Annotated in this window: 23 protein-coding genes, 1 tRNA gene and 1 pseudogene; 7 read left to right on the top strand and 18 right to left on the bottom strand. The window is 74.5% G+C overall.

The features are described from left to right. Positions 1–23: 23 nt before the first annotated feature. The 4 genes from pstA to M3673_RS17730 form a co-directional block, all read right to left on the bottom strand. Entirely contained in the window at positions 24–1,106 is a 1,083-nt protein-coding gene (gene pstA / locus M3673_RS17745; RefSeq protein WP_193666297.1) for a phosphate ABC transporter permease PstA, read from the bottom strand. 4 nt (positions 1,107–1,110) lie between these two features. After that, a complete protein-coding gene (gene pstC / locus M3673_RS17740; protein ID WP_082500102.1) occupies positions 1,111–2,064 on the bottom strand; it encodes a phosphate ABC transporter permease subunit PstC in 954 nt (317 codons plus the stop codon). Positions 2,065–2,230: 166 nt separating this feature from the next. Further along, complete coding sequence (gene pstS, locus M3673_RS17735) at positions 2,231–3,364, bottom strand: phosphate ABC transporter substrate-binding protein PstS (RefSeq protein WP_193665289.1); 1,134 nt, start codon at positions 3,362–3,364, stop codon at positions 2,231–2,233. 211 nt (positions 3,365–3,575) lie between these two features. After that, positions 3,576–4,532, bottom strand: a complete 957-nt coding sequence (locus tag M3673_RS17730; protein ID WP_251535322.1) for an NUDIX hydrolase — start codon at positions 4,530–4,532, stop codon at positions 3,576–3,578. Positions 4,533–4,575: 43 nt separating this feature from the next. Here M3673_RS17730 and M3673_RS17725 point away from each other — a divergent pair, with 43 nt between their 5' ends. Beyond that, complete coding sequence (locus M3673_RS17725) at positions 4,576–5,676, top strand: hypothetical protein (RefSeq protein ID WP_193665293.1); 1,101 nt, start codon at positions 4,576–4,578, stop codon at positions 5,674–5,676. 37 nt (positions 5,677–5,713) lie between these two features. Here the strand turns inward: M3673_RS17725 and M3673_RS17720 are convergent, their stop codons facing one another. The 5 genes from M3673_RS17720 to M3673_RS17700 all read right to left on the bottom strand — a co-directional run bounded on the left by M3673_RS17720 (position 5,714) and on the right by M3673_RS17700 (position 9,394). Further along, the gene (locus M3673_RS17720; RefSeq protein ID WP_251535320.1) at positions 5,714–8,011 is read right to left on the bottom strand and encodes a cation-translocating P-type ATPase; all 2,298 of its coding nucleotides are present in this window, start codon (positions 8,009–8,011) and stop codon (positions 5,714–5,716) included. Positions 8,012–8,094: 83 nt separating this feature from the next. After that, a complete protein-coding gene (locus M3673_RS17715; protein ID WP_251535318.1) occupies positions 8,095–8,301 on the bottom strand; it encodes a heavy-metal-associated domain-containing protein in 207 nt (68 codons plus the stop codon). Positions 8,302–8,345: 44 nt separating this feature from the next. Further along, entirely contained in the window at positions 8,346–8,648 is a 303-nt protein-coding gene (locus M3673_RS17710) for a metal-sensitive transcriptional regulator (protein ID WP_193665297.1), read from the bottom strand. A 114-nt stretch (positions 8,649–8,762) separates the two neighbouring features. Further along, positions 8,763–8,969, bottom strand: a complete 207-nt coding sequence (locus tag M3673_RS17705) for a hypothetical protein (protein ID WP_193665765.1) — start codon at positions 8,967–8,969, stop codon at positions 8,763–8,765. A gap of 221 nt (positions 8,970–9,190) precedes the next feature. After that, on the bottom strand, positions 9,191–9,394 hold the full coding sequence (locus M3673_RS17700) for a cold-shock protein (protein ID WP_056863399.1): 204 nt from the start codon (positions 9,392–9,394) through the stop codon (positions 9,191–9,193). A 335-nt stretch (positions 9,395–9,729) separates the two neighbouring features. Between M3673_RS17700 and M3673_RS17695 the strand changes: the two genes are divergently transcribed. After that, positions 9,730–9,802 (top strand) — tRNA-Lys (locus M3673_RS17695). 16 nt (positions 9,803–9,818) lie between these two features. Here the strand turns inward: M3673_RS17695 and M3673_RS17690 are convergent. The 3 genes from M3673_RS17690 to M3673_RS17680 form a co-directional block, all read right to left on the bottom strand. After that, entirely contained in the window at positions 9,819–10,994 is a 1,176-nt protein-coding gene (locus M3673_RS17690) for a glycosyltransferase 87 family protein (RefSeq protein WP_251535316.1), read from the bottom strand. Positions 10,995–11,089: 95 nt separating this feature from the next. Continuing rightward, a complete protein-coding gene (locus M3673_RS17685) occupies positions 11,090–12,037 on the bottom strand; it encodes a DICT sensory domain-containing protein (protein WP_193665442.1) in 948 nt (315 codons plus the stop codon). Further along, on the bottom strand, positions 12,034–12,441 hold the full coding sequence (locus M3673_RS17680) for a hypothetical protein (RefSeq protein ID WP_251535314.1): 408 nt from the start codon (positions 12,439–12,441) through the stop codon (positions 12,034–12,036). The genes M3673_RS17685 and M3673_RS17680 overlap by 4 nt, the downstream gene beginning before the upstream one ends. A 162-nt stretch (positions 12,442–12,603) precedes the next feature. Between M3673_RS17680 and M3673_RS17675 the strand changes: the two genes are divergently transcribed. Beyond that, positions 12,604–13,317, top strand: a complete 714-nt coding sequence (locus M3673_RS17675; RefSeq protein ID WP_193665446.1) for a response regulator transcription factor — start codon at positions 12,604–12,606, stop codon at positions 13,315–13,317. Between the two features lie 113 nt (positions 13,318–13,430). Next, on the top strand, positions 13,431–14,108 hold the full coding sequence (locus M3673_RS17670) for an SDR family NAD(P)-dependent oxidoreductase (RefSeq protein WP_228942501.1): 678 nt from the start codon (positions 13,431–13,433) through the stop codon (positions 14,106–14,108). Positions 14,109–14,338: 230 nt separating this feature from the next. Here the strand turns inward: M3673_RS17670 and M3673_RS17665 are convergent, their stop codons facing one another. After that, complete coding sequence (locus M3673_RS17665) at positions 14,339–15,535, bottom strand: FAD-dependent oxidoreductase (RefSeq protein ID WP_308196179.1); 1,197 nt, start codon at positions 15,533–15,535, stop codon at positions 14,339–14,341. Between the two features lie 49 nt (positions 15,536–15,584). After that, complete coding sequence (locus M3673_RS17660) at positions 15,585–16,385, bottom strand: SDR family NAD(P)-dependent oxidoreductase (protein ID WP_193665450.1); 801 nt, start codon at positions 16,383–16,385, stop codon at positions 15,585–15,587. 234 nt (positions 16,386–16,619) lie between these two features. Here M3673_RS17660 and M3673_RS17655 point away from each other — a divergent pair, with 234 nt between their 5' ends. Further along, positions 16,620–17,612: a TIGR03557 family F420-dependent LLM class oxidoreductase gene (locus M3673_RS17655; RefSeq protein WP_193665452.1), complete on the top strand. Its 993-nt coding sequence runs from the start codon at positions 16,620–16,622 to the stop codon at positions 17,610–17,612. Positions 17,613–17,669: 57 nt separating this feature from the next. Here M3673_RS17655 and M3673_RS17650 read toward each other — a convergent pair whose 3' ends face one another. Both M3673_RS17650 and M3673_RS17645 read right to left on the bottom strand, forming a co-directional pair. Beyond that, positions 17,670–17,951, bottom strand: a complete 282-nt coding sequence (locus tag M3673_RS17650) for a hypothetical protein (RefSeq protein WP_193665454.1) — start codon at positions 17,949–17,951, stop codon at positions 17,670–17,672. 147 nt (positions 17,952–18,098) lie between these two features. Further along, positions 18,099–18,371: a Rho termination factor N-terminal domain-containing protein gene (locus M3673_RS17645; protein ID WP_193665457.1), complete on the bottom strand. Its 273-nt coding sequence runs from the start codon at positions 18,369–18,371 to the stop codon at positions 18,099–18,101. 126 nt (positions 18,372–18,497) lie between these two features. Between M3673_RS17645 and M3673_RS17640 the strand changes: the two genes are divergently transcribed. Next, a complete protein-coding gene (locus M3673_RS17640) occupies positions 18,498–19,214 on the top strand; it encodes an HAD family hydrolase (RefSeq protein ID WP_251535312.1) in 717 nt (238 codons plus the stop codon). Between the two features lie 18 nt (positions 19,215–19,232). Here the strand turns inward: M3673_RS17640 and M3673_RS17635 are convergent, their stop codons facing one another. Both M3673_RS17635 and M3673_RS17630 read right to left on the bottom strand, forming a co-directional pair. Next, positions 19,233–20,066 carry an enoyl-CoA hydratase/isomerase family protein gene (locus M3673_RS17635; protein ID WP_251535310.1) on the bottom strand — a complete coding sequence of 278 codons (834 nt, stop codon included), beginning with the start codon at positions 20,064–20,066 and terminating at the stop codon, positions 19,233–19,235. Positions 20,067–20,610: 544 nt separating this feature from the next. Then, on the bottom strand, positions 20,611–21,675 hold the full coding sequence (locus M3673_RS17630) for a phosphotransferase family protein (protein WP_251535308.1): 1,065 nt from the start codon (positions 21,673–21,675) through the stop codon (positions 20,611–20,613). A 155-nt stretch (positions 21,676–21,830) separates the two neighbouring features. Between M3673_RS17630 and M3673_RS17625 the strand changes: the two are divergent. Continuing rightward, positions 21,831–22,653, top strand: a pseudogene (locus M3673_RS17625) (hypothetical protein); the annotation flags it as partial.

Raw genomic sequence — 22,653 nt, 5'->3', positions numbered from 1 at the left:
TGGGTCCTCTCAGGGTGCCGCGGTCAGCGGCCGGTCTTGGGGGCGAAGAAGCTGCCGAGCACGCGGGCGATGACGTTGAGCAGCATCACGATGGTGATCAGCACGAGCGCCGCGCCCCAGGCGCGCTCGACCTGGAAGGGGACGTACTCCGCGAGTCCGCCGCGGGTCGCCTCGGAGAAGATCAGCACGGGAAGGGTGGCCATGCTGCCCTCGAAGGGGTTGAAGTTGGTGGAGCGCAGCGTGCCGACGATGAGCAGCAGCGGCGCGGTCTCCCCCGCCACCCGGGCGACGGCGAGCGTGACGCCGGTGATGATGCCGCCGATGGCGGTGGGCAGCACGACCTTGGTGATCGTGCGCCACTTCGGCACGCCCAGCGCGTAGGAGGCCTCGCGCAGCTCGTCGGGCACCAGCTTGAGCATCTCCTCGGTGGCGCGCACCACGATGGGGATCATCAGCACCGACAGCGCGATCGAGCCGCCGATGGCCATGCGGGTGCCGGGGCCGAAGATGAGCGTGAAGAGGGCCAGCGCGAAGAGGCCCGCCACGATGGAGGGGATGCCGGTCATGACGTCGACCAGGAAGGTCAGCACGCGGGCCAGCCGGCTGCCCTTGCCGTACTCGATGAGGTAGATCGCGGCCAGCACGCCGATCGGCACCGAGATCACCGTGGCGATCGCGGTGATGATCAGCGTGCCCATGATGGCGTGGTAGATGCCGCCGCCCTCTCCCAGGACGCCGTCCTGGGAGAAGGTCAGGAACTCCACCGACAGCGCCGGGGCGCCGCGGCTGACCACCTCCCAGATCACGGCCACGAGCGGCATCATCGCCACGGCGAAGGTGGTCCACACGACGGTGGTGACCAGGCGGTCGGTGCCCTTGCGCGAGCCCTCGACGGCGGTCGACCAGGCCGGGAGGGCCACGACGAGCAGGATCCAGCCGACCACGACGACCGGCACGGGGCCCCAGCCCAGCAGCAGGCCGACGAGCGCGGCCAGGCCGAAGGCGACCAGGGCCGCGACGGCCGGGGCCCAGCCGGGCAGCTGCGGGCGGGTCAGGGTGATGCTCTCGCCGGGGGCCGGCGAGGGACGGGTCTGGAGATCGGTCACGGGGTCACCCCTTGGCCTGGCCGCGGGCGGCGAGCCAGCGGCCGAGGAAGTTGACGGCGAAGGTCACGACGAAGAGCACGAGCCCGCCGAAGATCAGCACGTTGGTCTTGATGCCGGAGGCGTTGGAGTAGTTCAGCGCGATGCTCGCGGCGATCGTGGAAGGGTTCTGCGAGGAGATCAGGTTGATCGTGATGACGCCCGAGGCCGCCAGCACCATCGCCACGGCCATGGTCTCTCCGAGCGCGCGGCCCAGGCCGAGCATGACCGCCGAGGTGACCCCCGAGCGGGAGTAGGGGAAGACCGTCATCCGGATCATCTCCCAGCGCGTGGCGCCGAGGGCCAGGGCGGCCTCCTCGTGCATGCGCGGGGTCTGGGCGAAGACCTCGCGGCACAGCGCGGTGATGATCGGCAGCGCCATCACCGCGAGCACGACGCCAGCGGTGAGGATCGTGCGGCCGGTGGTCACCGGGCCGGCGAAGAGCGGGATGAAGCCGAGGTTGTCGGCCAGCCACTGGTAGACGGGGAAGACCCAGGACTGCAGCGTCTCGCGGCCCCACAGGCCGTAGACGACGCTGGGCACGGCGGCGAGCAGGTCGATGGCGTAGCCGATGTAGCGCGCCAGGCGCCGCGGCGCGTAGTGCGAGATGACGAGCGCGACGCCGATGGCCAGCGGGGTGGCGATGATCAGCGCGATCACCGCGGCGATCACGGTGCCGTAGAGCAGCGGCCACACGTAGAGGACGATGTTGTCCTTGCCGTAGGCCTGGTCGCCGCTCGCCGAGAAGGCGGGGATGCTCTGCAGGAGCAGGAAGAGCGCCACTCCGGCGAGGGCCAGCATGATCAGCAGGCCCGCTCCGCGGGCGAGGCCGGCGAAGACCACGTCGCCGCGTCGGCTCACCACCTGGTCCTCGAGGGGCTCGGTCGGCCCCCCACGTGGCTCGGTGCTGGTGCTGGTCACCTGGGTCCCCCTGGTTCGGTGGCCCCGTCGGGGCCGCTCGTGCTGCCGTGTGGTGCTGGTGTGCGGGTCGATTGTGCCGGATCGCGAGCGACGGTGCCGCCTGCGTGGGTCGGGGGGGGGGGGCGCGGGGGGGGCCGCCCCCCCACCCCCGAGGGTCACGTCGGCGTCAGCCGGCCGTGATCGTGTCGACGATCGCGAGGGCCTGCTCCTCGAGCTCCGGGGCGAGCGGGGCCACGCCGGCCTCGTCGGCACCGAACTGCTGGCCCTCCTCGCTGAGGACGTAGGAGAGGTAGGCCTTCACGAAGTCGGCGTCGGCCTGCTCGGGGTAGGTCGGGCACGCGATCATGTAGGAGGTCAGCACGATCGGGTAGGTGTCGGCCTCGTCGGTGGTGTAGTCGAGGTCGAAGATCAGCTGGTTCTCACCGGCGTCCTCGGCGGCCGGCGAGACCGCGAGGATGTTGGCGGCCGCCTCGGCGGAGGGCTCGACGAAGTCGGAGCCGACCCCGATGTTGGCGGCGGGCAGGTCGCCGGCCTGGCTGGCGTCGGCGTAGCCGATCGCGTTCTGGCCGTCGGTCACGGCGCTGACGACGCCGGAGGTGCCCTGGGCGCCCTCGCCGCCGAAGGCCTGCGGCCAGGTCTCGACCGCACCCTCGGTCCAGGTGTCGCCGGCGGCGACGCTGAGGTAGTTGGTGAAGTTCTCCGTGGTGCCCGACTCGTCGGAGCGGTGCACGGGGTTGATCGTCGCCGAGGGCAGGTCGGCGTCGGGGTTGTCGGCCTCGATGGCCGGGTCGTTCCACTCGGTGATCTCACCGGCGAAGATGCCGGCGAGGGTCTCCGGGGAGAGGTTGAGCTCGTCGACGCCGTCGACGTTGAAGATGATCGCGATCGGGCTGACGTAGTTCGGCACCTCGATGGGGGCCTCGCCCTCGCAGCGCTCGGTGGCGGCGGTCAGCTCGTTGTCGGGAGCCTCGTCGACGAGGTAGGCGTCGGAGCCCGCGGTGAGGTAGGCGCCGGAGATGAAGTTCTCCCGGCCGCCGCCCGAGCCGACCGGCTCGTAGGTCACGGTCGCGCCGGGCTGCACGTCGCTGAAGCCCGTGGTCCACGCGAGCTGGGCGGCCTCCTGGGAGGACGCACCGCCGATCGTGTACTGGCCCTCGACGGTCACGTCGCTCGAGGCGCTGTCGCCGTCGGAGCCGGTGGAGCCGGAGTCGGTCTCGTTGCCGGCGGCGCAGCCGGCCAGAGCGAGGGTCATCGCTGCGATGCCGGGCACGATCACGCGGCGGATGGAAGTGCGCTTCACTTCGTTGCTCCTGAAGTCTCAGATGTGGGGACGCCAGGAAGGTAGGCAGCGCAGGTGGACGGATCCGTGGCCGTCGGTGAACGCGGCGTGAACGCGTCCCGCCCGTTCCGTGACACCTGGCGGGCACTGCGGCGTACATCACGTGAACCCGGCCGTCCGCCCTTGATCCTGACCCTCGTGGTGAACTAGAGGGGTCTGTCAACTCACCGGTCTAGAGCACCCGGTGGCGCTCGCAGGCCACCACCCGGCCCTTGCGCAGGTGCACCACGACCAGCTCGCCGGGGTCCAGCGCCGGATCGGGCAGGCCCAGGGCCGCGAAGACCTTCGGCAGCACCGGCCGGTGGGTGCACAGCAGGGCCCCGCGCCGGGTCCGGCCCCCGTCGTCGACGAGCCGCTCCACGAGCGCGCGCACCCCGGCGCCGCGCGCGTCCTCCTCGGAGAGCCGGTCGTCGCGCTCGGGCCCGACCCCGACGGTCTCGGCGAAGGGCGCCACCGTCTCCAGGCAGCGCAGCGCCGGCGAGCTCACCACCCGGTCCACGTCGTACGCCGCCAGCGCCGGCACCAGCCGCAGGGCGTGGGCGCGACCGGCCTGGAGGAGTGGACGGTCGCGGTCGTCGCCGCGCCAGGCCTTGCGCGAGCGGGCCGAGGCGTGGCGCAGCACGACCAGCGCCTGCGTGCGGCGACGCACGCCGAGGGCCTCCCGCAGCGTCGCGCGGTCACGGTCGTAGGTGAGCCGGGTGGCGGCCTCGTCACGGTCGACCCACTCGACGGCGTCGATCTCGTCGTTGACGGCGTAGCCGCTGACGTCGTCGTCGCCCACGACGCGCCCCGCCCAGTAGTGCACGGTCTTGGTGCCGCGCGCGACGGTGTAGCGCTGGTCGCGCAGGGGCGGGCCCAGCCGCACGTGCAGCCCGGTCTCCTCGGCCACCTCGCGCACCGCGGCAGTCGTCTCGTGCTCGCCGCGGTCGAGCTTGCCCTTGGGGAAGGACCAGTCGTCGTAGCGCCCGCGGTGCACCAGCAGGACCTGCCGCCCCGGGCGGAAGACCACCGCCCCGGCGGCCCTGACGTCGCCGGCCGGCACCTCCGCGCGCCGCGCGAGCGAGCGCGCCAGGGAGCTCGCGGAGGAGCCGGACGGAGCCCGGACGCCCTGGGGCGGGGAGGAGGCCATGCCCGTAGTCTCACACCACCGCCCGCCCCCGAGGAGGACCGCCGTGCCCCGTGCCACCCGCCGTGTGCCGGTGCGGCTCCTCGTGGCGGTGGCGGTCGTGCTGGTGCTGGTCGCCGGCGGCGTCGCGGTGGCGCTGCGCGTGTGGGGCGGCGGCGACAGCGACCTGCGGCGTGCCGTCGCGCTGGCGCCCGACGACGTGCAGCGCTACTCCTGGACCGACTGGGCCGGGGTGCGCGCCGAGGTCGGCGCCGACGTCGACGCCTCCTCCAGCCCCGAGCAGGTCGAGGACTTCCTCTCCGAGGCCTACGACCTCGACCTGGCCTCGACGACGGCACAGGCCGAGTCGGCCTCGCTGCTGCAGCAGGAGCTCGGCTGGTCGCCGGCCAGCGTGGAGTGGGAGCTCTTCACCCAGTCCACCACCGGGGGCGCCGACCTCGTCGGGTTGGCCGAGGGCACCGACGTCGAGGCGCTCGGCGAGCGGCTCGAGGGCCTCGGCTACACCCGCCCGGAGTCCGACGACGGGGTGTGGGAGGGCGCCGACGCCCTCGCCCGGGCCTCGCTCGAGACCGGTTACAACGCCTCGCCCACCCTGCAGTACGTCGCCCTCGTCGCCGAGCGCGACCTCGTCGTGACCGGCGACGACGCCGCCTACCTCGCCTCGGTCGTCGACGGCCTCGGCGACGACGGCACCGACGACGACGTGTCCCGAGCCGTCGACGCGCTCGTCGACGGCGCCTCCGGGGGCGACCCCCTGGCCGCCGCCGTCTACCCCGGGGAGTTCGCGTGCGCGTCGCTGGCGATGGGTCAGGCCGACCCCGCCGAGCAGGCCGAGGGTGAGCGTCTGGTCGGCGCAGCCGGCGAGGTCGACCCGCTGGAGGTCTTCGCGCTCGCCCTCGAGCCCGGCCTGGGCGCCCGCCTCGTGCTGGGCTTCTCCGACGACGACCGCGCCCGCCGCAACGCCGACGCGCGCGCCACCCTCCTGGAGGGGCCGGCGCCGGGCCAGGGCGGCGACTTCACCGACCGCTTCGCCGTCGACTCCGTCACCGCCGACGGCCCGCTGGTCGTCGCCGACCTCACGCCCGCCGAGGGCTCCTTCGTGCTGTCGGACCTCTCGACCGGGCCGGTGCTCTTCGCCACCTGCTGACCCGCCCGCCGGGCCCGGGCCGGTCGGGTCCGGTCGCTCAGCGGAAGGCGCGCAGCCGCAGGCTGTTGGAGACCACCACGACCGACGACAACGCCATCGCGGCCCCCGCGATCATCGGGGTCAGCAGGCCCAGGGCGGCCAGCGGGAGCGCCGCGACGTTGTAGGCGAAGGCCCAGAAGAGGTTGACCCGGATGGTGCCCAGGGTCCGCCGCGCCAGCCGTACGGCGGTCGCCGCGGTCCGCAGGTCGCCGCTGACCAGCGTCAGGTCGGCGGCCTGCATGGCCACGTCGGTGCCGGTGCCGAGCGCGATGCCGAGGTCGGCCCGGGCCAGTGCGGCGGCGTCGTTGACGCCGTCGCCGACCATGGCGACGACCACCCCCTGCTCCTGCAGCCGCCGCACCTCCTCCACCTTGCCCGCGGGCAGCACCCCGGCGACGACGCGCTCGATGCCGACCTCGGCGGCCACGGCGCGCGCCGCCCGCTCGTGGTCGCCGGTGAGCAGCACGGGGTCCAGGCCCAGCGCCCGCAGCTCGGCCACGGCCTGGGCCGCCCCCGGCTTGACGGTGTCGGAGACGACCAGGACTCCGCGCGCCTCGCCGGCCCACCCGACGACCACCGGGGTGCGCCCGGAGGCCTCCGCCGTCTCGACCGCGGCGCGCACGGGCCCGGGCACGACCAGGCCCTCCTGCTCCAGCAGCGCGAGACGCCCGATGACCGCGGCCTCGCCCGCCACGGTGCCGACGACGCCGAGTCCCTCCCGGTTGGCGAAGCCCTCGACCCGCGGGAGCGGCCCCTCCGAGGCGTGGCCCTGCTGCGCGCCGGCCACGACCGCGCGGGCGATCGGGTGCTCGGAGCCGGCCTCGAGGGCCGCGGCGGTGCGTCGTACGAGCTGCTCGGGGGTGCCGGGGGCGGCGACGACGTCGACGAGCGCCGTGCGGCCGGTCGTCACCGTGCCGGTCTTGTCGAGCAGCACCGTCTGGACCCGACGCGTCGACTCGAGCATCTCGGGGCCGCGGATGACGATGCCCAGCTGGGCGCCGCGGCCGGTGCCGACCAGCAGCGCGGTCGGCGTGGCCAGGCCCAGCGCGCACGGGCAGGCGATGATCAGCACCGCGACCGCGGCCGTGAAGGCCGACGAGGCCGGGAAGCCGAGCAGCAGCCAGGCGGCGAGCGTGGCGAGGCTGAGCGCGATCACCAGCGGCACGAAGACCGCCGAGACCCGGTCGGCCAGCCGCTGCACCTCGGCCTTGCCGCTCTGCGCCTCCTCCACCAGCCGCGCCATCTGGGCCAGCTGGGTGTCGGCGCCGACCCGCGTGGCCCGCACGACGAGGCGGCCGCCGGCGTTGACCGTGGCCCCGGTGACCTCGTCGCCCGGACCGACCTCCACCGGCACCGGCTCGCCGGTGAGCAGCGACGCGTCGACGGCGGAGGTGCCACGCTCGACGACGCCGTCGGTGGCGACCTTCTCACCCGGGCGGACGACGAACACGTCCCCGACCGCGAGGCTCGCCGCCGGCACGGTGGTCTCGACATCGCCGCGCAGCACGGTGACGTCCTTGGCGCCGAGCTCGAGCAGGGCCCGCAGGGCGTCGCCGGCGCGCCGCTTGGAGCGCTTCTCGAACCAGCGCCCGGCCAGCAGGAAGGTCGTGACCCCGGTGGCGGCCTCGAGGTAGATGTTGCCCAGACCGTCGCTGCGCCCGACCCCGAGCTCGAAGCCGTGGGTCATGCCCCTCTCCCCGGCACTGCCGAAAACCAGCGCCACCACCGACCAGGCGTAGGCCGCGGTGACCCCGACCGAGACCAGGGTGTCCATGGTCAGGGCGCCGTGGCGCAGGTTGACGACCGCGGCCCGGTGGAAGGGCCAAGCACCCCACAGCACGACCGGCGTGGCGAGGACCAGCGAGACCCACTGCCAGCCGTCGACCTGCAGCGGCGGCACCATCGCCATCGCCACCACCGGCAGGCTCAGCGCCAGGGAGACCAGCAGCCGCAGGCGCAGCGCCCCGAGCTCGGCGTCGGCACGCTCCTCGTGGCCCCCGGGGCCGTCGGCGCCCTCGCCCCCGTCGGTCCTGCGGTCAGCATGTGACGGTGGAGGGGTGGCGGAGTAGCCCGCGGCGGCGACGGTGGCGAGCAGGTCCTCGACGCTGACCTCGGGGGGCGCCACGACGTGGGCCTTCTCGGTGGCGTAGTTGACGCTCGCGCTCACGCCCTCGAGCTTGTTGAGCTTGCGCTCGATCCGGTTCGCGCACGACGCGCACGTCATCCCGGAGATCTCCAGGTCGACCTCGTGGTCGGCCGGGCGGCTGGCCGGGTGCTCCAGTTCGGGCGTGCTCATCGCGGGCTCCTCCCTGCGTGGGGCGACGTGGTGGGTGTGGTGAGGGGGATTCGGGGTGGGGTGCTGCCCAGGCGAGGGGCGGCTCAGGCCAGGGCGTAGCCCGCCTCGGCGACGGCGGCCTCGACCTCGTCACGGGTCAGCTCGCGCCCACTGGTGACCTCCACGTGGCCGCCCTCGAGGGTCACCTCGACCTGCTCGACCCCGTCGATCTCCTCGAGCTCCTCGGTGACCGAGGCGACGCAGTGGCCGCAGGTCATGCCGGTCACGGTCCAGGTGCTGGTGGTGCTCATCTCGTGCTCCTCGCTGTCGTGGTGCTGCTGCCGGTGGTGGGCGGTCACGAGCGGACCAGCCGGGCGATCGCCTCGACGGCCTCGGTGACCTTCTCGCGGGCCTCGTCGTCGCCGGCGCGCGCGGCGTCGACGACGCAGTGGTTCATGTGCTCCTCCAGCAGCCCGATCGAGACGGCGTGCAGCGCCTTCGTCATCGCGGAGACCTGGGTGAGGATGTCGATGCAGTACTTCTCCTCCTCGACCATCCGCTGCAGGCCGCGGGCCTGGCCCTCGATGCGGCGCAGCCGCTTGAGGTAGTCGTCCTTGCGCTGGATGTAGCCGTGCTGGTGGCCGGTCGCCTCGTCCATACTTGCACGATACCCCCCTAGGGTATCGACCTCAAGGCCCCGGCATCTCGGGGCGCGCGGGCACACCGGAGCACCCGCACGAGAGCGCGGGTGCGGGAGGCGCAGGGGGACGGGTCAGCCGGCCTGGGTGCCGGGCTGGGCGTCGGCGGGGCCGATCCCGAGGATCTCGTCGATCATCGTCTGCGGCAGGTGCTCGTCGGACTCGCTCGCAGCGATGATGAGGTTGGTGGTCAGCTCGACCTCGCCGAGCAGGTCGGCGTCCTCGAGCGACACATCGAACTGATCGTGCACCGCTCCCCCGCTCACCTCGTACCTGTTCATCAGGACCAAGCGTGCCCGACGACCCTCAGGATCAAACCCGGCGGGGGCCGATCTGGTCATATCGGGTGGTGCGACATGGCCCACACGTGCGCCGCAGGGGCCCAGCGCACGGGACCCGGCGCACGGGACCCGGCGCACGCACGAGGCCCCACCCCCAGGATCGGGGGTGGGGCCTCGGGTGGTGCTTCACCGGCCAGCGGGCCGACCGGTGCACGTCTGGATCAGACGGGGCGAACGTTCTCCGCCTGGGGGCCCTTGGGGCCCTGGGTGACGTCGAACTCGACCTTCTGGTTCTCGTCGAGGGACTTGTAGCCCTGGGTCTGGATCGCCGAGTAGTGCACGAAGACGTCGTCGCCGCCGTCCTCCTGCGCAATGAAGCCGAAGCCCTTCTCAGCGTTGAACCACTTCACGGTGCCTTGAGCCATGTGCTCGTTACTCCTGTTATCGGAACGAGAGGCCGTCACTTCGACGACCCCACAACTGATGCGGTGACACGTCGCTCCGACCTAGTGGAACACCACAAAGCAGAAACGCCGTTGGATCACAAACTCCGCAGGCGTCAGACCAGCTGGAACTTGCATCTGTTGCTAGCACCGACCCTACCCCGCCGGAGCCGGAACCGAACGATCCGGACGAGACTTTGTGGATCGACCCCGTGAAGGTTCGGCGTCAGGAGCGTGACGGACGGGTGCACCGCACCGCACCAGCAGGGCCCGGGAGCGCATGGGTGATACTGGCCGCCCCGTCGCTCGGCGACGGCGGGCCCCTAGCTCAATGGGCAGAGCAGGAGACTTTTAATCTCTTGGTTGTGGGTTCGAGTCCCACGGGGCCTACCGCGACCGTGCCGCCTCAGTCGTCGGCGGACGGAGAGGGTGGGCGCGCGGGACGCGCGAGGCCCAGCGCGAGCGCCGCCCCCGCCGCGAGCAGCAGGCCGGCCACGACGTAGGCGCTGCCGACCACCTGCTGGGCCGGGCTCCAGGCGTACTCCACGTCGTCGCGGTGGGGCAGCAGCCAGAAGGGGGCGAGCACGAACACCGCCGCCCAGCCCGCGGCGGCCCACCGCGGCCCACGCTCGAGCAGCACCAGCGCGACCGGCAGCGCCCACACCCAGTGGTGCGACCACGAGATCGGCGAGGCGAGCAGCATGGCCACGGCGGCCAGGCCGACCCCGAGCGCGGGGTCGCCACGACGCCACCAGACACAGCCGAGGGCGAGCACGCCGAGGGAGACCGCGCCGGCGACGACCAGCCACAGCAGGGTCGGCGCCGGCCCGCCGAGCGCACGGGCCAGCACGCCGCTCACCGACTGGTTGGTGGCGAAGGCCGGGCTGCCCGGCCGCTCGGGATCGGCGAGCACCGAGGTCCAGTAGTCCCACGAGGACCGCGGGGCCACGAGCGCCCCGACCACCCCCGCCCCCACAACCGCCACCACGGCGCGGGCGGCGTCGCCCCGCCTCCCGGTGCCGAGCAGCAGGACCACGAAGACGAGCGGGGTCAGCTTGACCGCGGCGGCCAGCCCGACGAATGCGCCGCTCCACCGGCGGCGCGGACCGAGCAGGTCGACGACGACCAGCGCCATGAGCAGGAGGTTGACCTGCCCGAAGGTCAGCGTCTCGCGCACCGGCTCGAGGGCCAGCGCCGCGACGCACCCGCCGAGCACGGCCCACGGCGCGAGGTCGGGTCGCACGACGTGCACCACCAGGGCCAGCGCGAGCACACCGGTCGCCGCCCACAGCGCGGCCGAGACCGGCAGGGGCAGGAGCGCGAGCCCGGCCATCAGCAGCGCCGCGAAGGGCGGGTAGGTGAACGGCAGGCCGGTGGCCGGGTCGTCCGCGGCGTAGAGATGGCCCCCGTCGAGCAGGGTCCGCGCACCGAAGGCGTAGACCTCGAGGTCGAGGAAGCCCCGGTGCACCTGCAGGAGCGCCGCCGCCACGACCACCAGCACCAGGCCGCCGGTGGCGGCGAGCACGACCCCGGGCGTGAGCAGGTGGTCCCGGGTGGCGGGGGTGGGCTCCAGGCGGGTCATCCCGCGACGCTAGGAGCGCCCGAGGACGCGGCGCCGACCCCGCCACGACCCCGTCGTGAACGGGGCGCGACGAGACCGGGCGGGTCAGTCGTCGATCAGCGGGAGGAGAGACGGTCGACGTAGCCGAGGAGCCGGGCCACCAGGGTGCTGACCGAGGCCAGGTCGGTGGGGTCGGCCAGCGCCGTCGAGTCGAGCTCGCGGAGCACGGGTGCCGCCGACCCGACGCCGGCGTCGCCGGCGGCGTCGAGGAAGCAGCGTGACGCCGCGCGCACCGCGGAGGGCTCGAAGGACAGCACGCACTCGAACATCCGCTGCCGGTCGGGCACACGGTCCTGGCCGGGCAGCTCCCAGGCGCTGAGCAGCGCGGGCAGCTCCTGGGAGTCGCACACCAGCGCCCACTCCCGCAGCAGCGGCGAGCGCTGGTCGAGCGTGACCCGCGTCGGCCCGTCGAGCAGGCGTACGTCGGGACCGTCCGGCTCGGCGCCGTGGTCGGGGAAGTCGGCGTAGACCCACGCCGAGCGCGAGAGCCGGGCCAGCTCGCCCCAGCGACGCTCGGCGGCGCGGTAGTGCTGGGCCTGCTGGAAGGCGGCGAAGAGGTGCGGGCGGTCGGCGACGGCGCAGAACTCGTCCTCGATGGCCCAGGACAGGGCGAGCAGCGTGGACTTGCCCAGCCGCTGCACCGGGATGTGGGGGTGTCCGGCGCGCACGGTGGCGAAGACCGACTGCGGCCGCGCCGACGTGCCGCGCGGGCCCTCCTCTGCCTCCCGCTCGCGGCGGACCTCCTCGATCGCCGCCGACAGGGTCAGTCCCGACTCGCGCCGGGCCAGCACCCCCTCGACCGCGTGCACGTCGGCCTCGGCGTAGCGACGGTGGCCGCTGGGGCGCCGCTCGGGCACGGGGAAGCCGTAGCGGCTCTCCCAGGCGCGCAGGGTGGCGGCGGCCACGCCCGTGCGCTCGGCGAGGTCGCTGACGCTCAGTCCGGCGCCGTGGGCGCTCCCCGGCGGCAGCGACGACGCAGGGGCGCCCCCGGCCTGGCCGCTCACGACGCCTCCCGCAGCCGCGCACCGGCGGTGGAGCCCGAGGCCAGGTCGGCCTCGACCCTCGCCGCGGCCAGGTCGAAGAGCCAGCGCCAGGGGTCGGGACGCGCCGACGCCGACGGTCGCCCGGCGCTGCGCAGCCCACCGTGGTCGCCGGCGGCGTACTGGCCGGCGCGGGCCCACACGTCGAGGTAGATCGACACGACGAGGTCCTCGGCCAGCACGCGGTCGGCGCAGTCGTCGATGGCGACGCCGCGCGACGTGCAGCGCCGGACGGCCTCGCCGAGCACGAGGCGCACGCTGCGGTCGTAGAGCCGGCCGAAGGCGGCCTCGTCGCCCCTGGCCGTGGCGCGCAGCAGGGAGTCGATGGAGGTGGGGCACGCACCGTCGTCGTGTCGCTGCTCGGTCATCTGGGGCCTCTCGTCGAGCGGGGGCTTCGACTCGCTGTCGAACTTTCGTGTCGAACTGTGGATGATCTTGACACAGTCTGTCTAAGTTTGGAATATAAGTCCCAACACCTTGTCTAAGTTTCAGCCCGGGTGTCGGCCCGAGAACCCAGGAGCGGCAGAACCATGAACCCCACCACCACCTCGCACACGCCCCGCACGAGCGGCATCCACGCCGTCCCGCAGAAGCAGCCGCTGGTCGTGGCGCTGGTCGACGACCACCCCTTCGTCGCCGCCGGCGTGGCCGCCCTGCTCGCCCCCCACGCCGGCCGGGTCCAGCTCGTCGACACCGAGACCGCCCTCGACGACCCGACCGCGGTCGACGTCGTGCTCTACGAGCCCGTCAAGCTCTCGCAGACCGGGCAGAACCTCGTGCGCCGCCTCGCCACCTCCGGCCAGGCCCGGCCCGTGGTCTACACCTGGCGCGACCCGCAGGCGCCCGGCAGCAGCCGCGCCCAGGTGCGCCTGTCGAAGACGCTCGGCGCCGACGAGCTCGTCGACGCCATCGAGCGTGCGCTGCGCACGACCCCCTCGGCGGCGCGTCCCAGCCGCCCCCTCGACCGCACCCCGCACGCCGTGGTCGGTGCCACCGCCAACGGTGCCCGCGCCGGGCTCACCCCGCGCGAGGCCGAGATCCTCTCGCTGGTGACCCAGGGCCACACCAACGTCGAGATCGGCAAGCAGCTCTACCTCTCGATCAACTCGGTGAAGACCTACATCCGTGGCGCCTACCGCAAGATCGGCGTCGAGCGCCGCACCCAGGCGGTGGCCTGGGGCCTGCGCCACGGCCTGGGCATGGAGCCGGCCCGCGGCGGCCTGGTGGACGTCTCCGCCTCCTGAGCCGGCCGCCGGGCCCCCCGGGCCCGGTCACCCGCTTGGGTCTCCTGCACCCCCGCGCCCCGGGGCACCGTGGACGTCATGACCCATGACATCCACCCGCAGGAGGCCACCGCATGACCACCATCGCCATCATCGGGGCCGGGCGCGGCCTCGGCGCCGCCGTCGCCCGCCGCTTCGGGCGCGAAGGCTTCAGCGTCGGTCTGATCTCACGCAACCAGGCCCGTCTCGACCTGCTGGCCGAGGACCTCGCCGGTGACGGCGTGCAGGCCCAGGGCTTCGCCGCCGACGTGCGCGACCCTGCCTCGATCGCCGCCGCCCTCGAGCAGGTGACCGAGACCCTCGGTCCCATCGAGGTGCTCCAGTACAGCCCGCTGCCGCAGAAGGACTTCATGCGACCGGTGCTGGAGACCACTCCCGCCGACCTCGTCGGACCGGTCGAGTTCTCCATCTACGGCCCCGTCGCCGCCGTGCACCAGGTCGTGCCCGGCATGCGCTTCCTGCCCAAGGAGGACGGCGAGGGCCGCGGCACGATCCTCTTCGTCAACGGCGGCTCCGCCGTCAAGCCCGGCCGCAACGTCACCGGAACCTCGATCGCCTTCGCCGGTCAGGCCGCCTACGCCGAGCTGCTGCACGAGGTGCTCGCCGAGGAGGGCATCCACGTGGCCCAGCTCATCATCGGCGGCGCCATCGTCGAGGGCGACCCCGAGAAGGACCCCGACGTGCTGGCGGAGAAGCTCTGGACGATGCACGCCGAGCGCTCGGGCTTCCGCACCCAGGTCAGCGAGGACTGAGCAGCAGCCGAGCAGCGAGCAGCAGCGGGCGTCCCGGCCACAACTGGAACGCCCGCTGTCCTGCGTGCAAGGAGGCCCGCCCGGGCCGGACGTGGGGGGGACGACCGGACCCGGGCGGGCCTCACTGCGCAGCGTACCCGCACAGCACCGCCCCGACACCCGGGGATCCGGGTGTCGGGGCGGTGTCGTCGTCGGGTGTCGTCGTAGGGGCCCGGGTGAGGCCCCGGGCCTCAGCCGATCCGGCCCACCAGCGCCGCGGCGTCGGTGGGGCGGGCGTGCTCGGCGAGGAGGGACCGAGCCTGGTCGAGTCCGCCGTCGACCTCGACGTCCCACAGCAGGACGCCGCGCACCTCCTGGTCGTCGAGGTAGTAGACGACCGCTCCCCCGTCGCGCTCGTCGACGACGGTCTCCAGCGAGGCGTCGAGGGTGCCGACCGCCTCGTAGCCCACCCCGAGCACGTCGGAGTAGAACATCGGCGTGTGGTCGTAGGTCTCGGTGGAGCCGGCCATGATCCGGCCCACCGCGGAGCCCATCTCACCGGCGTTGTCGACGTGCTCGACGCGACGGCGCCCCAGGATCCGGTCGGGGTACTCGGCGACGTCGCCGGCGGCGAGCACGCCCGGCACGGAGGTGGTGAGGCGCTCGTCGACGCGTACGCCGCCGTCGTCGGCACGGGCCACGTCAGCGGGCAGGAAGTCGGTGTCGGGGCTGATGCCCAGGCCGACCACCACGACGTCGGCCTCGAGCGAGGACCCGTCGGAGAGCTCGACCACGACCGTGTCGCCGTCCTCGCGCCCGCCGACGGCCTTCAGACCGCCGTGGACGCGCACCCCGGCGTCGGTGAAGAGCGACTCGAAGCGCCGCGCCAGCGCGTCGGGGAAGACGTGGTCGCCCAGCACCTCGCCGGGGTGCACGACGATGACCTCGCAGTCGTGCTGCGAGAGGGCGGCCGCGATCTCGCTGCCGATGTAGCCGCCGCCGACGACCACGACCCGCGGACGGCCCTGGGCCAGCTCGCGCAGGCGGTTGTAGTCGGCGAGGTCGCGGAAGTAAAGCACCCGGTCGCCGGGCTCCAGCCCCTCGATGCGGCGGGGGCGCCCGCCCGTGGCCACCAGCAGGGTGCCGTAGCCGAAGGTGTCGCCGGCCGCGGTGGTCGCCGTACGGGCCTCGGTGTCGACGCTGGTCACCGGGCTGCCCAGGTGGAAGGTCGCGCCGGTCTCCTCCGAGGTGTGCATCGCGGCGTCGTCGAAGGTGAAGTCGGGATCGGTCCAGAGCTTCTTCGACAGCGCCGGGCGGGGGAAGGGGGGTGTGGGCTCCTCGCCGAGGATGCCGATGGTGCCCTCGCTCCCCTGCTCGCGGATGCCCTTGGCCGCAGCGTCGGCGACCATGCCGCCGCCGACGATGAGGAAGTCGTAGTCGTGGTGCACGTCGGTGCCCTCCTGGGGTGGGTCGGTGGGTCGGTCGGTCGGTGGGTCGTCAGATGGTGGCGACCGAGCCGGAGTCGACCCGGTAGTTGGAGCCGTTGACGAAGCTGGCGCGGTCGGAGCACAGGAACGCCACCACGGAGGCGACCTCCTCGGGCAGGCCGCGCCGGCCCAGCTCCATGTAGGGCCGCTCCTCGTCGAGGAAGCTCTCGATGGCCTCGTCGACGCTGGAGCCGATCTCCTTCGAGCGCTTCTCCATCATGGCGTCGGTCATCGGCGTCTTGATGAAGGCGGGCGAGACGCAGTTGACCAGCAGCCCCTCCTCGGCGTAGGTCCGCGAGAGGCCCTTGGCGAAGGCCAGCACGCCGGCCTTGGCGGCGCAGTAGGGCAGCTCGTCGTCGTAGGGCTGCACGGCGTCCTCGGAGGCGAGGTAGACGATGCGGCCCCAGCCGCCGCGGCGCAGGCCGGGCAGGAAGGCGCGGGTGAGACGGATCGGCGCGAGCAGGTCGACGGTGAGCGTGGTGGTCCAGCCCTCGTCGTCGATCTCGTGGAAGAGGCCCTGGGCCCCGGTGATGCCGGCCGACTGCACCAGGATGTCGAGGTCGCCGACCAGGTCGGTGACCGACGCGGCGAGCTCCTTGACGGCCTCGTCGGTGGACAGGTCGGCGGCCACGTGGTGCAGGCGCCCCTCCGGGGCGTCGAGCCGGGCGGCGGCCTCGGCGAGGGAGTCGGCGTCCTGGTCGCTGAGCACGACAGTGGCGCCCTCGTCGAGCAGGATGCGTGCGGTCTCCCAGCCGATGCCGGAGTCGCCCCCGGTGACGAGGGCGGTGCGTCCGGTGATTCCGAGATCCATGATCCTCCGATGCGAGCAGGCGGGTCGGCGCGGTCGCGCGGACCCGTCCTCCGACCGTACGGCGGCGGCCGGGCCCCCCGATCACCCTCAGAGGTGGGCGAGGAGGCGGGCGGGGGTGGGGCCGCTCGACACGGTCACCCCCGCGGGTGGACGTCCGCGGCGCCGGCCCGACCTAGCGTGGCAGGGCCCGACCACGACGACGCCCCCGGCAGAGCCGACGGGCCAGGAGGACACGTGTCCCGCATCGGCTACACCCTCATGACCGAGCAGAGCGGCCCGCGCCAGCTGGTCGAGTACGCCGCCGCCGCGGAGCGCGCCGGCTTCGACTTCGAGGTCTCCAGCGACCACTTCTCCCCGTGGCTGACCGAGCAGGGCCACGCCCCCTACGCGTGGAGCGTGCTCGGCGCGATCAGCCAGGTCACCTCGCGCGTGGAGCTGATGACCTACGTGACCTGCCCGACCATGCGCTACCACCCCGCCGTCGTGGCCCAGAAGGCCGCGACCATGGCGCTGCTGTCGCAGGGCCGCTTCACCCTCGGCCTGGGCAGCGGGGAGAACCTCAACGAGCACACCGTCGGACGCGGCTGGCCCCCCGTGGCGCGGCGCCAGGAGATGCTGGTGGAGGCGGTGGAGATCATCCGCCGCCTGCTGGCCGGGGAGCTGCTCACCTTCCACGGCGAGCACTTCTCCGTCGACGGCTCGCGCCTGTGGGACCTGCCCGGCGACGACGAGCGGGTGCGGCTGGCGCTGGCGGTGGCCGGCGACAAGGGCATCGAGCACTTCGCGCCCATCGCCGACGACCTCGTCGCCACCGAGCCGCTCGGCGACCTCGTGCAGACCTGGAACGGTGTCGAGGGCGCCACCCGGATCGGCGACGGCGCCCGCGCCATCGGCCAGATCCCGATCTGCTGGGACCCCGACGAGAAGCGGGCCGTGGCCCGGGCCCACGAGCAGTTCCGCTGGTTCGCCGGCGGCTGGAAGGTCAACAGCGACCTGCCGACCACGGCCGGCTTCGCCGGGGCGACGCAGTTCGTCACGCCCGACGACGTCGCCGACTCGATCCCCTGCGGGCCCGACCTCGACAAGATCGTCGAGGCCGTGGGCGCCTTCTGGGAGGCCGGCTTCACCGACGTCGCCCTCGTGCAGGTCGGCGACGAGCACCAGGACCGCTTCCTGGCCGAGGCGGCCGAGCCCCTGCTGGAGAGGCTGCGCGCCGCGGCCCCCTGAGCCGCCCGGGACGACCCCGGCGCGACCCGCGCGAGCCGGGCCGGGCGTCCCGGTCGGTCAGTGGCCGCCCAGACCTCGCTGGAGCCGCAGCTCGGCGTGGAGGCGGTAGGGCATCGGCAGGTGGGCGGCCGCCAGCGCTGCGGCGTACGCCTCGAGCGCCGAGACGAGGGCGTGGCGGGCCTGCTCGGCCTCGCGGGACCCGGCTGCTCGTTGCTCGAGCTCGACCTGGAGCCGCTCGCGAGCCGTGTCGATCGCGGTGAGCAGGGCGGGGATGCGCCGACGCGGGTCGCCGCCGGGGCCGGAGGCCGGACCGTGGCCCGTGGATCTGGTCGTGCTCATGGGCGCGGGAGCCCTCCCGGCCCTCCGCCGAGCGCGACCTGGCGTCGCGCCGTCGAGGGGGCCTGGACCCAGGTTAGACCTGCCCGGCGACGGCGCCGCCCGGCGCGGACCAGCTCGACGCGGGCGCGGTGGCCGGCCGCCGGCCGGTCAGTGCTCGCGCAGCGCCTCGACCAGCTCGTCCTTCCTCATCGACGAGCGGCCCTCGACGTCGAGCTCGGCCGCGCGCTCGCGCAGCTCCTCGACCGTCCACTCCTCGTAGGCCGGCGAGGAGCCACCTTTGCGCCCGACGGCGGAGCGGCCCTTCGCGGCGGCGGCGTTGGCGATGCGCGCCGACTTCTCCTTGCTGTTGCCCTCCTCGCGCAGCTTCTCGTAGAGCTCGTCGTCCTTGACGCTGGGGCCGGGCTTCTTCTCGGCGGGCATGGTCGTCTCCTCCTGGTCGGCCACCGGGTCCTCCCGGCTCCCTCCGACGGTAGGAGCGGCACCGGCCACGACCCACGCCCCTCGGGGTGAACGTCGACCCCGCGCGCCCGTGCCACGGTGGGTGCGATGACCCCCACGACACCCGCCCGGCCCGACTCCCCCTCCGCCACCGTCGACACGGTGGTGCTCGACCTCGACGGCACCCTCGTCGACTCCGTCTACGTGCACGTGCTCGCCTGGCGCGCCGCCTTCGCCGCCGTCGGGCTCGACGTCGCCTCGCACCGCCTCCACCGCGCGATCGGACTGGGCGGCGACCGGCTGGTCACCCACGTGGCCGGCGACGCCGCCGAGCGGGCCGTCGGCGACCGGGTGCGCGCGCTGCACGACGAGGACGTCGAGCGCCGCACGGGCGAGATCGGCGCCACCGACGGCGCCGCCGCCCTGCTCGAGGCGCTGCGCGGGCGCGGCCTGCAGGTCGTGCTCGCCAGCTCGGGGGCCAAGGAGCAGACCGAGCAGCTGCTCGACCTCGTCGAGGGCGCCCACCACCTGCTGCACGAGAAGGTCGCCGGCGCTGACGCCGAGGCCAGCAAGCCCGCCCCCGACCTGCTCGAGATCGCCCTGGAGAGCGTCGAGGCCACCCGCGCCGTCACCGTCGGCGATGCCGTCTGGGACGTCGAGGCCTCTCGCGCCGCCGGGGTGCCCTGCCTGGGGCTGCGCTGCGGCGGGATCGGCACCGCCGAGCTGCTCGAGGCGGGGGCCGTCGCGGTCTACGACGACCCGCGCGACCTCGTCGACCACCTCGACGAGGCGCTCGCCCTGGCCGCGGAGGCCCACCGGGGCTGACCCGGCCGCGGGCCGGGCTCAGGCCCCGAAGGTGGGGGTGCGCTTGGCCACGAAGGCCGCGACGCCCTCGCGGCCGTCGGCGCCGCCGGCCAGCTCCCGGATGGCCAGCGCCTCCGCGCGCAGCCGGGCCTCGGGGTGCTCCTCGACCGCGCCGCGCAGGAGCCGCTTGCTCGCGGCGTACGCCGGGGCCGAGCCCGCCGCCAGCGTGGCCACGACCCCCTCGGCGCACGCGTCGAGCTCCGCCGCCGGCACGACGCGGGCCACGAGACCGGCGTCGAGCAGCTCGGCCGCGGTGAGCCGGTCGTTGAGCAGCGCCAGGCGCAGCACCCGGTGCAGGCCGAGGGTGTGGGTGAGCATGCTCGTGCCGCCGTCGACCGACAGTCCGAGGCGGGTGTAGCCGAGGCTGAAGGTCGCGGTGTCGGCCGCCAGCACGAGGTCGGCGGCGGCCGCGAGCGGGAAGCCGGCCCCGGCCGCCGCGCCCTGCACCACCGAGACCACGACGGCCTCGCTGCGCACCAGCTCGGAGACCACGCGGTGCAGGCGGTCGGCGAGCTCGTCGACGTAGCCCGGCAGGTCCTCGGCCCCCGCGAAGGCCGCGACGTCGCCGCCGACGCAGAAGAAGCGCCCCGTGCTGGCGAGCACGACCACCCGGGCGTCGTCGGCCGCCGCGCGGCGCACGGCGGTGAAGAGCTGGTCGACGGAGTCGAGGTGCACCGGGTTGCCGCGATCGGCGTCGACCAGGGTGATCCGGGCGACGCCGTCGAGGAACGCGTAGCGGACGTGCGACGGGCCGGTGTCGGTGTCGGTGTCGCGGGAGGGGCCGACGGCGGCTGAGGGGTCGTGGGGCGCCATGGCCGTCACTCTGCCACCGGCAGGGCCAGCGCTCGCCCGACGTCCAGAGGCCGAGGTCGGGGGGCCGAGGTCGGGGACGGCGGGAGCTGACGTCGCACAGCACCTACGCGGATCACGCAATTGCGCGATCCAGACCCGCTCCGCGCCCGGTCACGGGCTCGGCAGCCGACGCCGCACAGCACTTGCGCGGATCAGGCAATTGCGCGATCCAGACCGCCCCGCGCCCGGGCTTTGCACGATCCGCGCGGTCGGCGGCGCCGACCGGCTGCTGCAACCGCGCAAAGTCGGGGCTCGACCACGCCGCTCGACGGCCGACGGGGCGTCGGCTGGGGGCTCCCTCCTCTGCCGGGGTCCGCGCCTCGCTCGGCGGGCGCACGTGCGCCACGAGACCAGGCCGGCCGAGCCGGGCCGCTCGGCCGAGTCAGGCGGGGTCAGGCGGGGTCAGGCGGGGTCAGGCAGGGTCAGGCAGGGTCAGGCAGGTTCGGACCAGGCCGGGTCGGGGTCGACGGCCAGCCAGGGCCAGCCAGGGCCAGCCGGGGCCGGGTCAGGCCGGGTCGGGGTCGACGGCCAGTCCGGCGTCCAGCAGGGGGCCGACGGACTCGCCGGCCGAGGAGAGCCCCTCGCCCCCGGCGGCTCGGTGGCGGTGGTCGATGCCGGCGGCGATGACGGCGAGCTTGTAGTAGCCGAGGGCGAGATGGCGCCCGAGGTCGACCAGCGGCACGCCACCGGCGCGCTCGTAGGCCGCGGCCAGGCCGGCCACGTCGGGCACGCGCGTCTCGGTCCAGGCCGACGGGAAGCCGAGCACCTGGTCGAAGGCCGGGTGGCGGTAGACGCACATCATGGCCACGTCGGCGACCGGGTCGCCGATCGTCGACAGCTCCCAGTCGACGATCGCCGCGACCTCGACCGGGCCGGTGGCGGGCACGCGCAGCAGCGTGTTGTCGATGCGGTAGTCGCCGTGCACGATGCCGGTGGAGCGCTGCTCGGGCAGGCGCTGCCCCAGGCGGGCGGCGAGCGCCGCGGCCGCGCGGCGCACGGGCTCGGGCTGGGCCTCGCCCACGATCTCCCACTGGCCCGACCACCGCTTGAGCTGGCGGGCGGCGTAGCCGTCAGGGCGTCCGAAGCGCTCGAGGCCGACGGCGACGTGGTCGACCTCGTGCAGCCGGGCGAGGGCGTCGGCCAGGGCCGCCACGGCTGCCTCGACCCGGTCGTCGGGCAGACCGGCGAGGTCGTCGGCCGACTGCAGCGAGCGGCCCTCGACGAAGCGGGCCACGGCGAAGGGACCGCCGATGAGCGACTCGTCCTCGCTCAGCGCCACCGCCGGCGGCACGGGGACCCCCGCGCGGCCCAGGGCGCTGGTCACCCGGAACTCGCGGGCCACGTCGTGCGCCGACGGCGTCCGGCCCGCACGCGGCGGCGTACGGAGCACCCATGCGGCCTCGCCGTCGTCGAGGCGGACGGTGAGGTTGGAGCGGCCGCCGGAGACGAGGCGCGCCCGCAAGGGCGCCGCCGGCGGCTCGCCGGCCCCGGTCATGACCGCGGCCACGGCCACGAGCTCGTCGGCGCTGAGCCCGGCGTCGCCGGGGGTGTCCTGATCGGTCGCGGTCACCGGGGCCTCTCCTGCCGGGCGGCCCCGGCGTCGGCTCGCACTCTACGGAGGTCCGCCGCACCGTGGCGGCACGTGCCCGTCGGCGAGTGCACCGTGGCGGCGCGGTCTGCTGCGTTCAGCCTCGCTGCGGCCCGGATCCGCGTATTTTGCCGTCCATGGCAGACGCGACACCCGACGAGGCCGGCGCCGACCTCGTCGACCGGTGGCTCACGCACCGCGACGGCGGCGCCGACGCGCGCGCTGCCGAGCTGCGCCGCCAAGGCGCGGCGCTGCGGGAGCGCACGGGTCGGCCGGCACCGCCCGAGGACGTCGCCGCCCCGGCCTCCGAGCGGCTCGACAGCACCACCATCCCTCCGGCCCCGGCCCCGGCCGCCAGCCGCGAGCTCGACGCGTACGACGCTGCCCCCGCCCGCCCGCGGCCCCCCTCGGGGGGCATCCGCCCCGGTCTCGGACTCGCCGACTTCGAGCCGGTCATCATCCCCTCGGCGCGCCGCCCGAAGTCCGAGCCCCGCCGCGGCCTCCTCGCCCGCCGCCGCGCCAGCGAGCCCAACGACGCCGTCGCGGTGGACACGGGCGACACGGGCGACCCGGGCGACCCGGGCGACCCGGTCCCCGGCACCGTCCCTGGCACCGTGGCCGACTCGACGACGGGCGCCCCCGCTGCCGTTCTCCCCGAGCCCGCCCCCGTCGTCGACGCTGCTCCGGAGCCGGAGCCGGATCCGGAGCCGAGGCCCTCCCCCGCGCAGCCCGGTGACGCCGTGGCCGCGGGTCGCGCCATCGTCGACCTCATCGACCACCCCGCCCCGCCCCCGACGGCCGCGGAGCGTGCACCAGCCCCGCCCCCGGTGGTCGAGGAGCGAGCACCAGCCCCCACCCCGACGGCCGAGGGACGAGCACCGGCCCCCACCCCGGTGGTTGAGGAGCGAGCGCAGCGAGCGTCTCGAAACCACCCCCCCCGCACCGCCCCCCCCCCCCCCC

This window comes from Nocardioides sp. P86, from assembly GCF_023712465.1.
In the GTDB taxonomy this organism is placed as follows: Bacteria; Actinomycetota; Actinomycetes; order Propionibacteriales; family Nocardioidaceae; genus Nocardioides; species Nocardioides kribbensis.
Note: the sequence above shows the minus strand (reverse complement) of the source record. Positions and strands in the feature narration are given on the sequence as shown.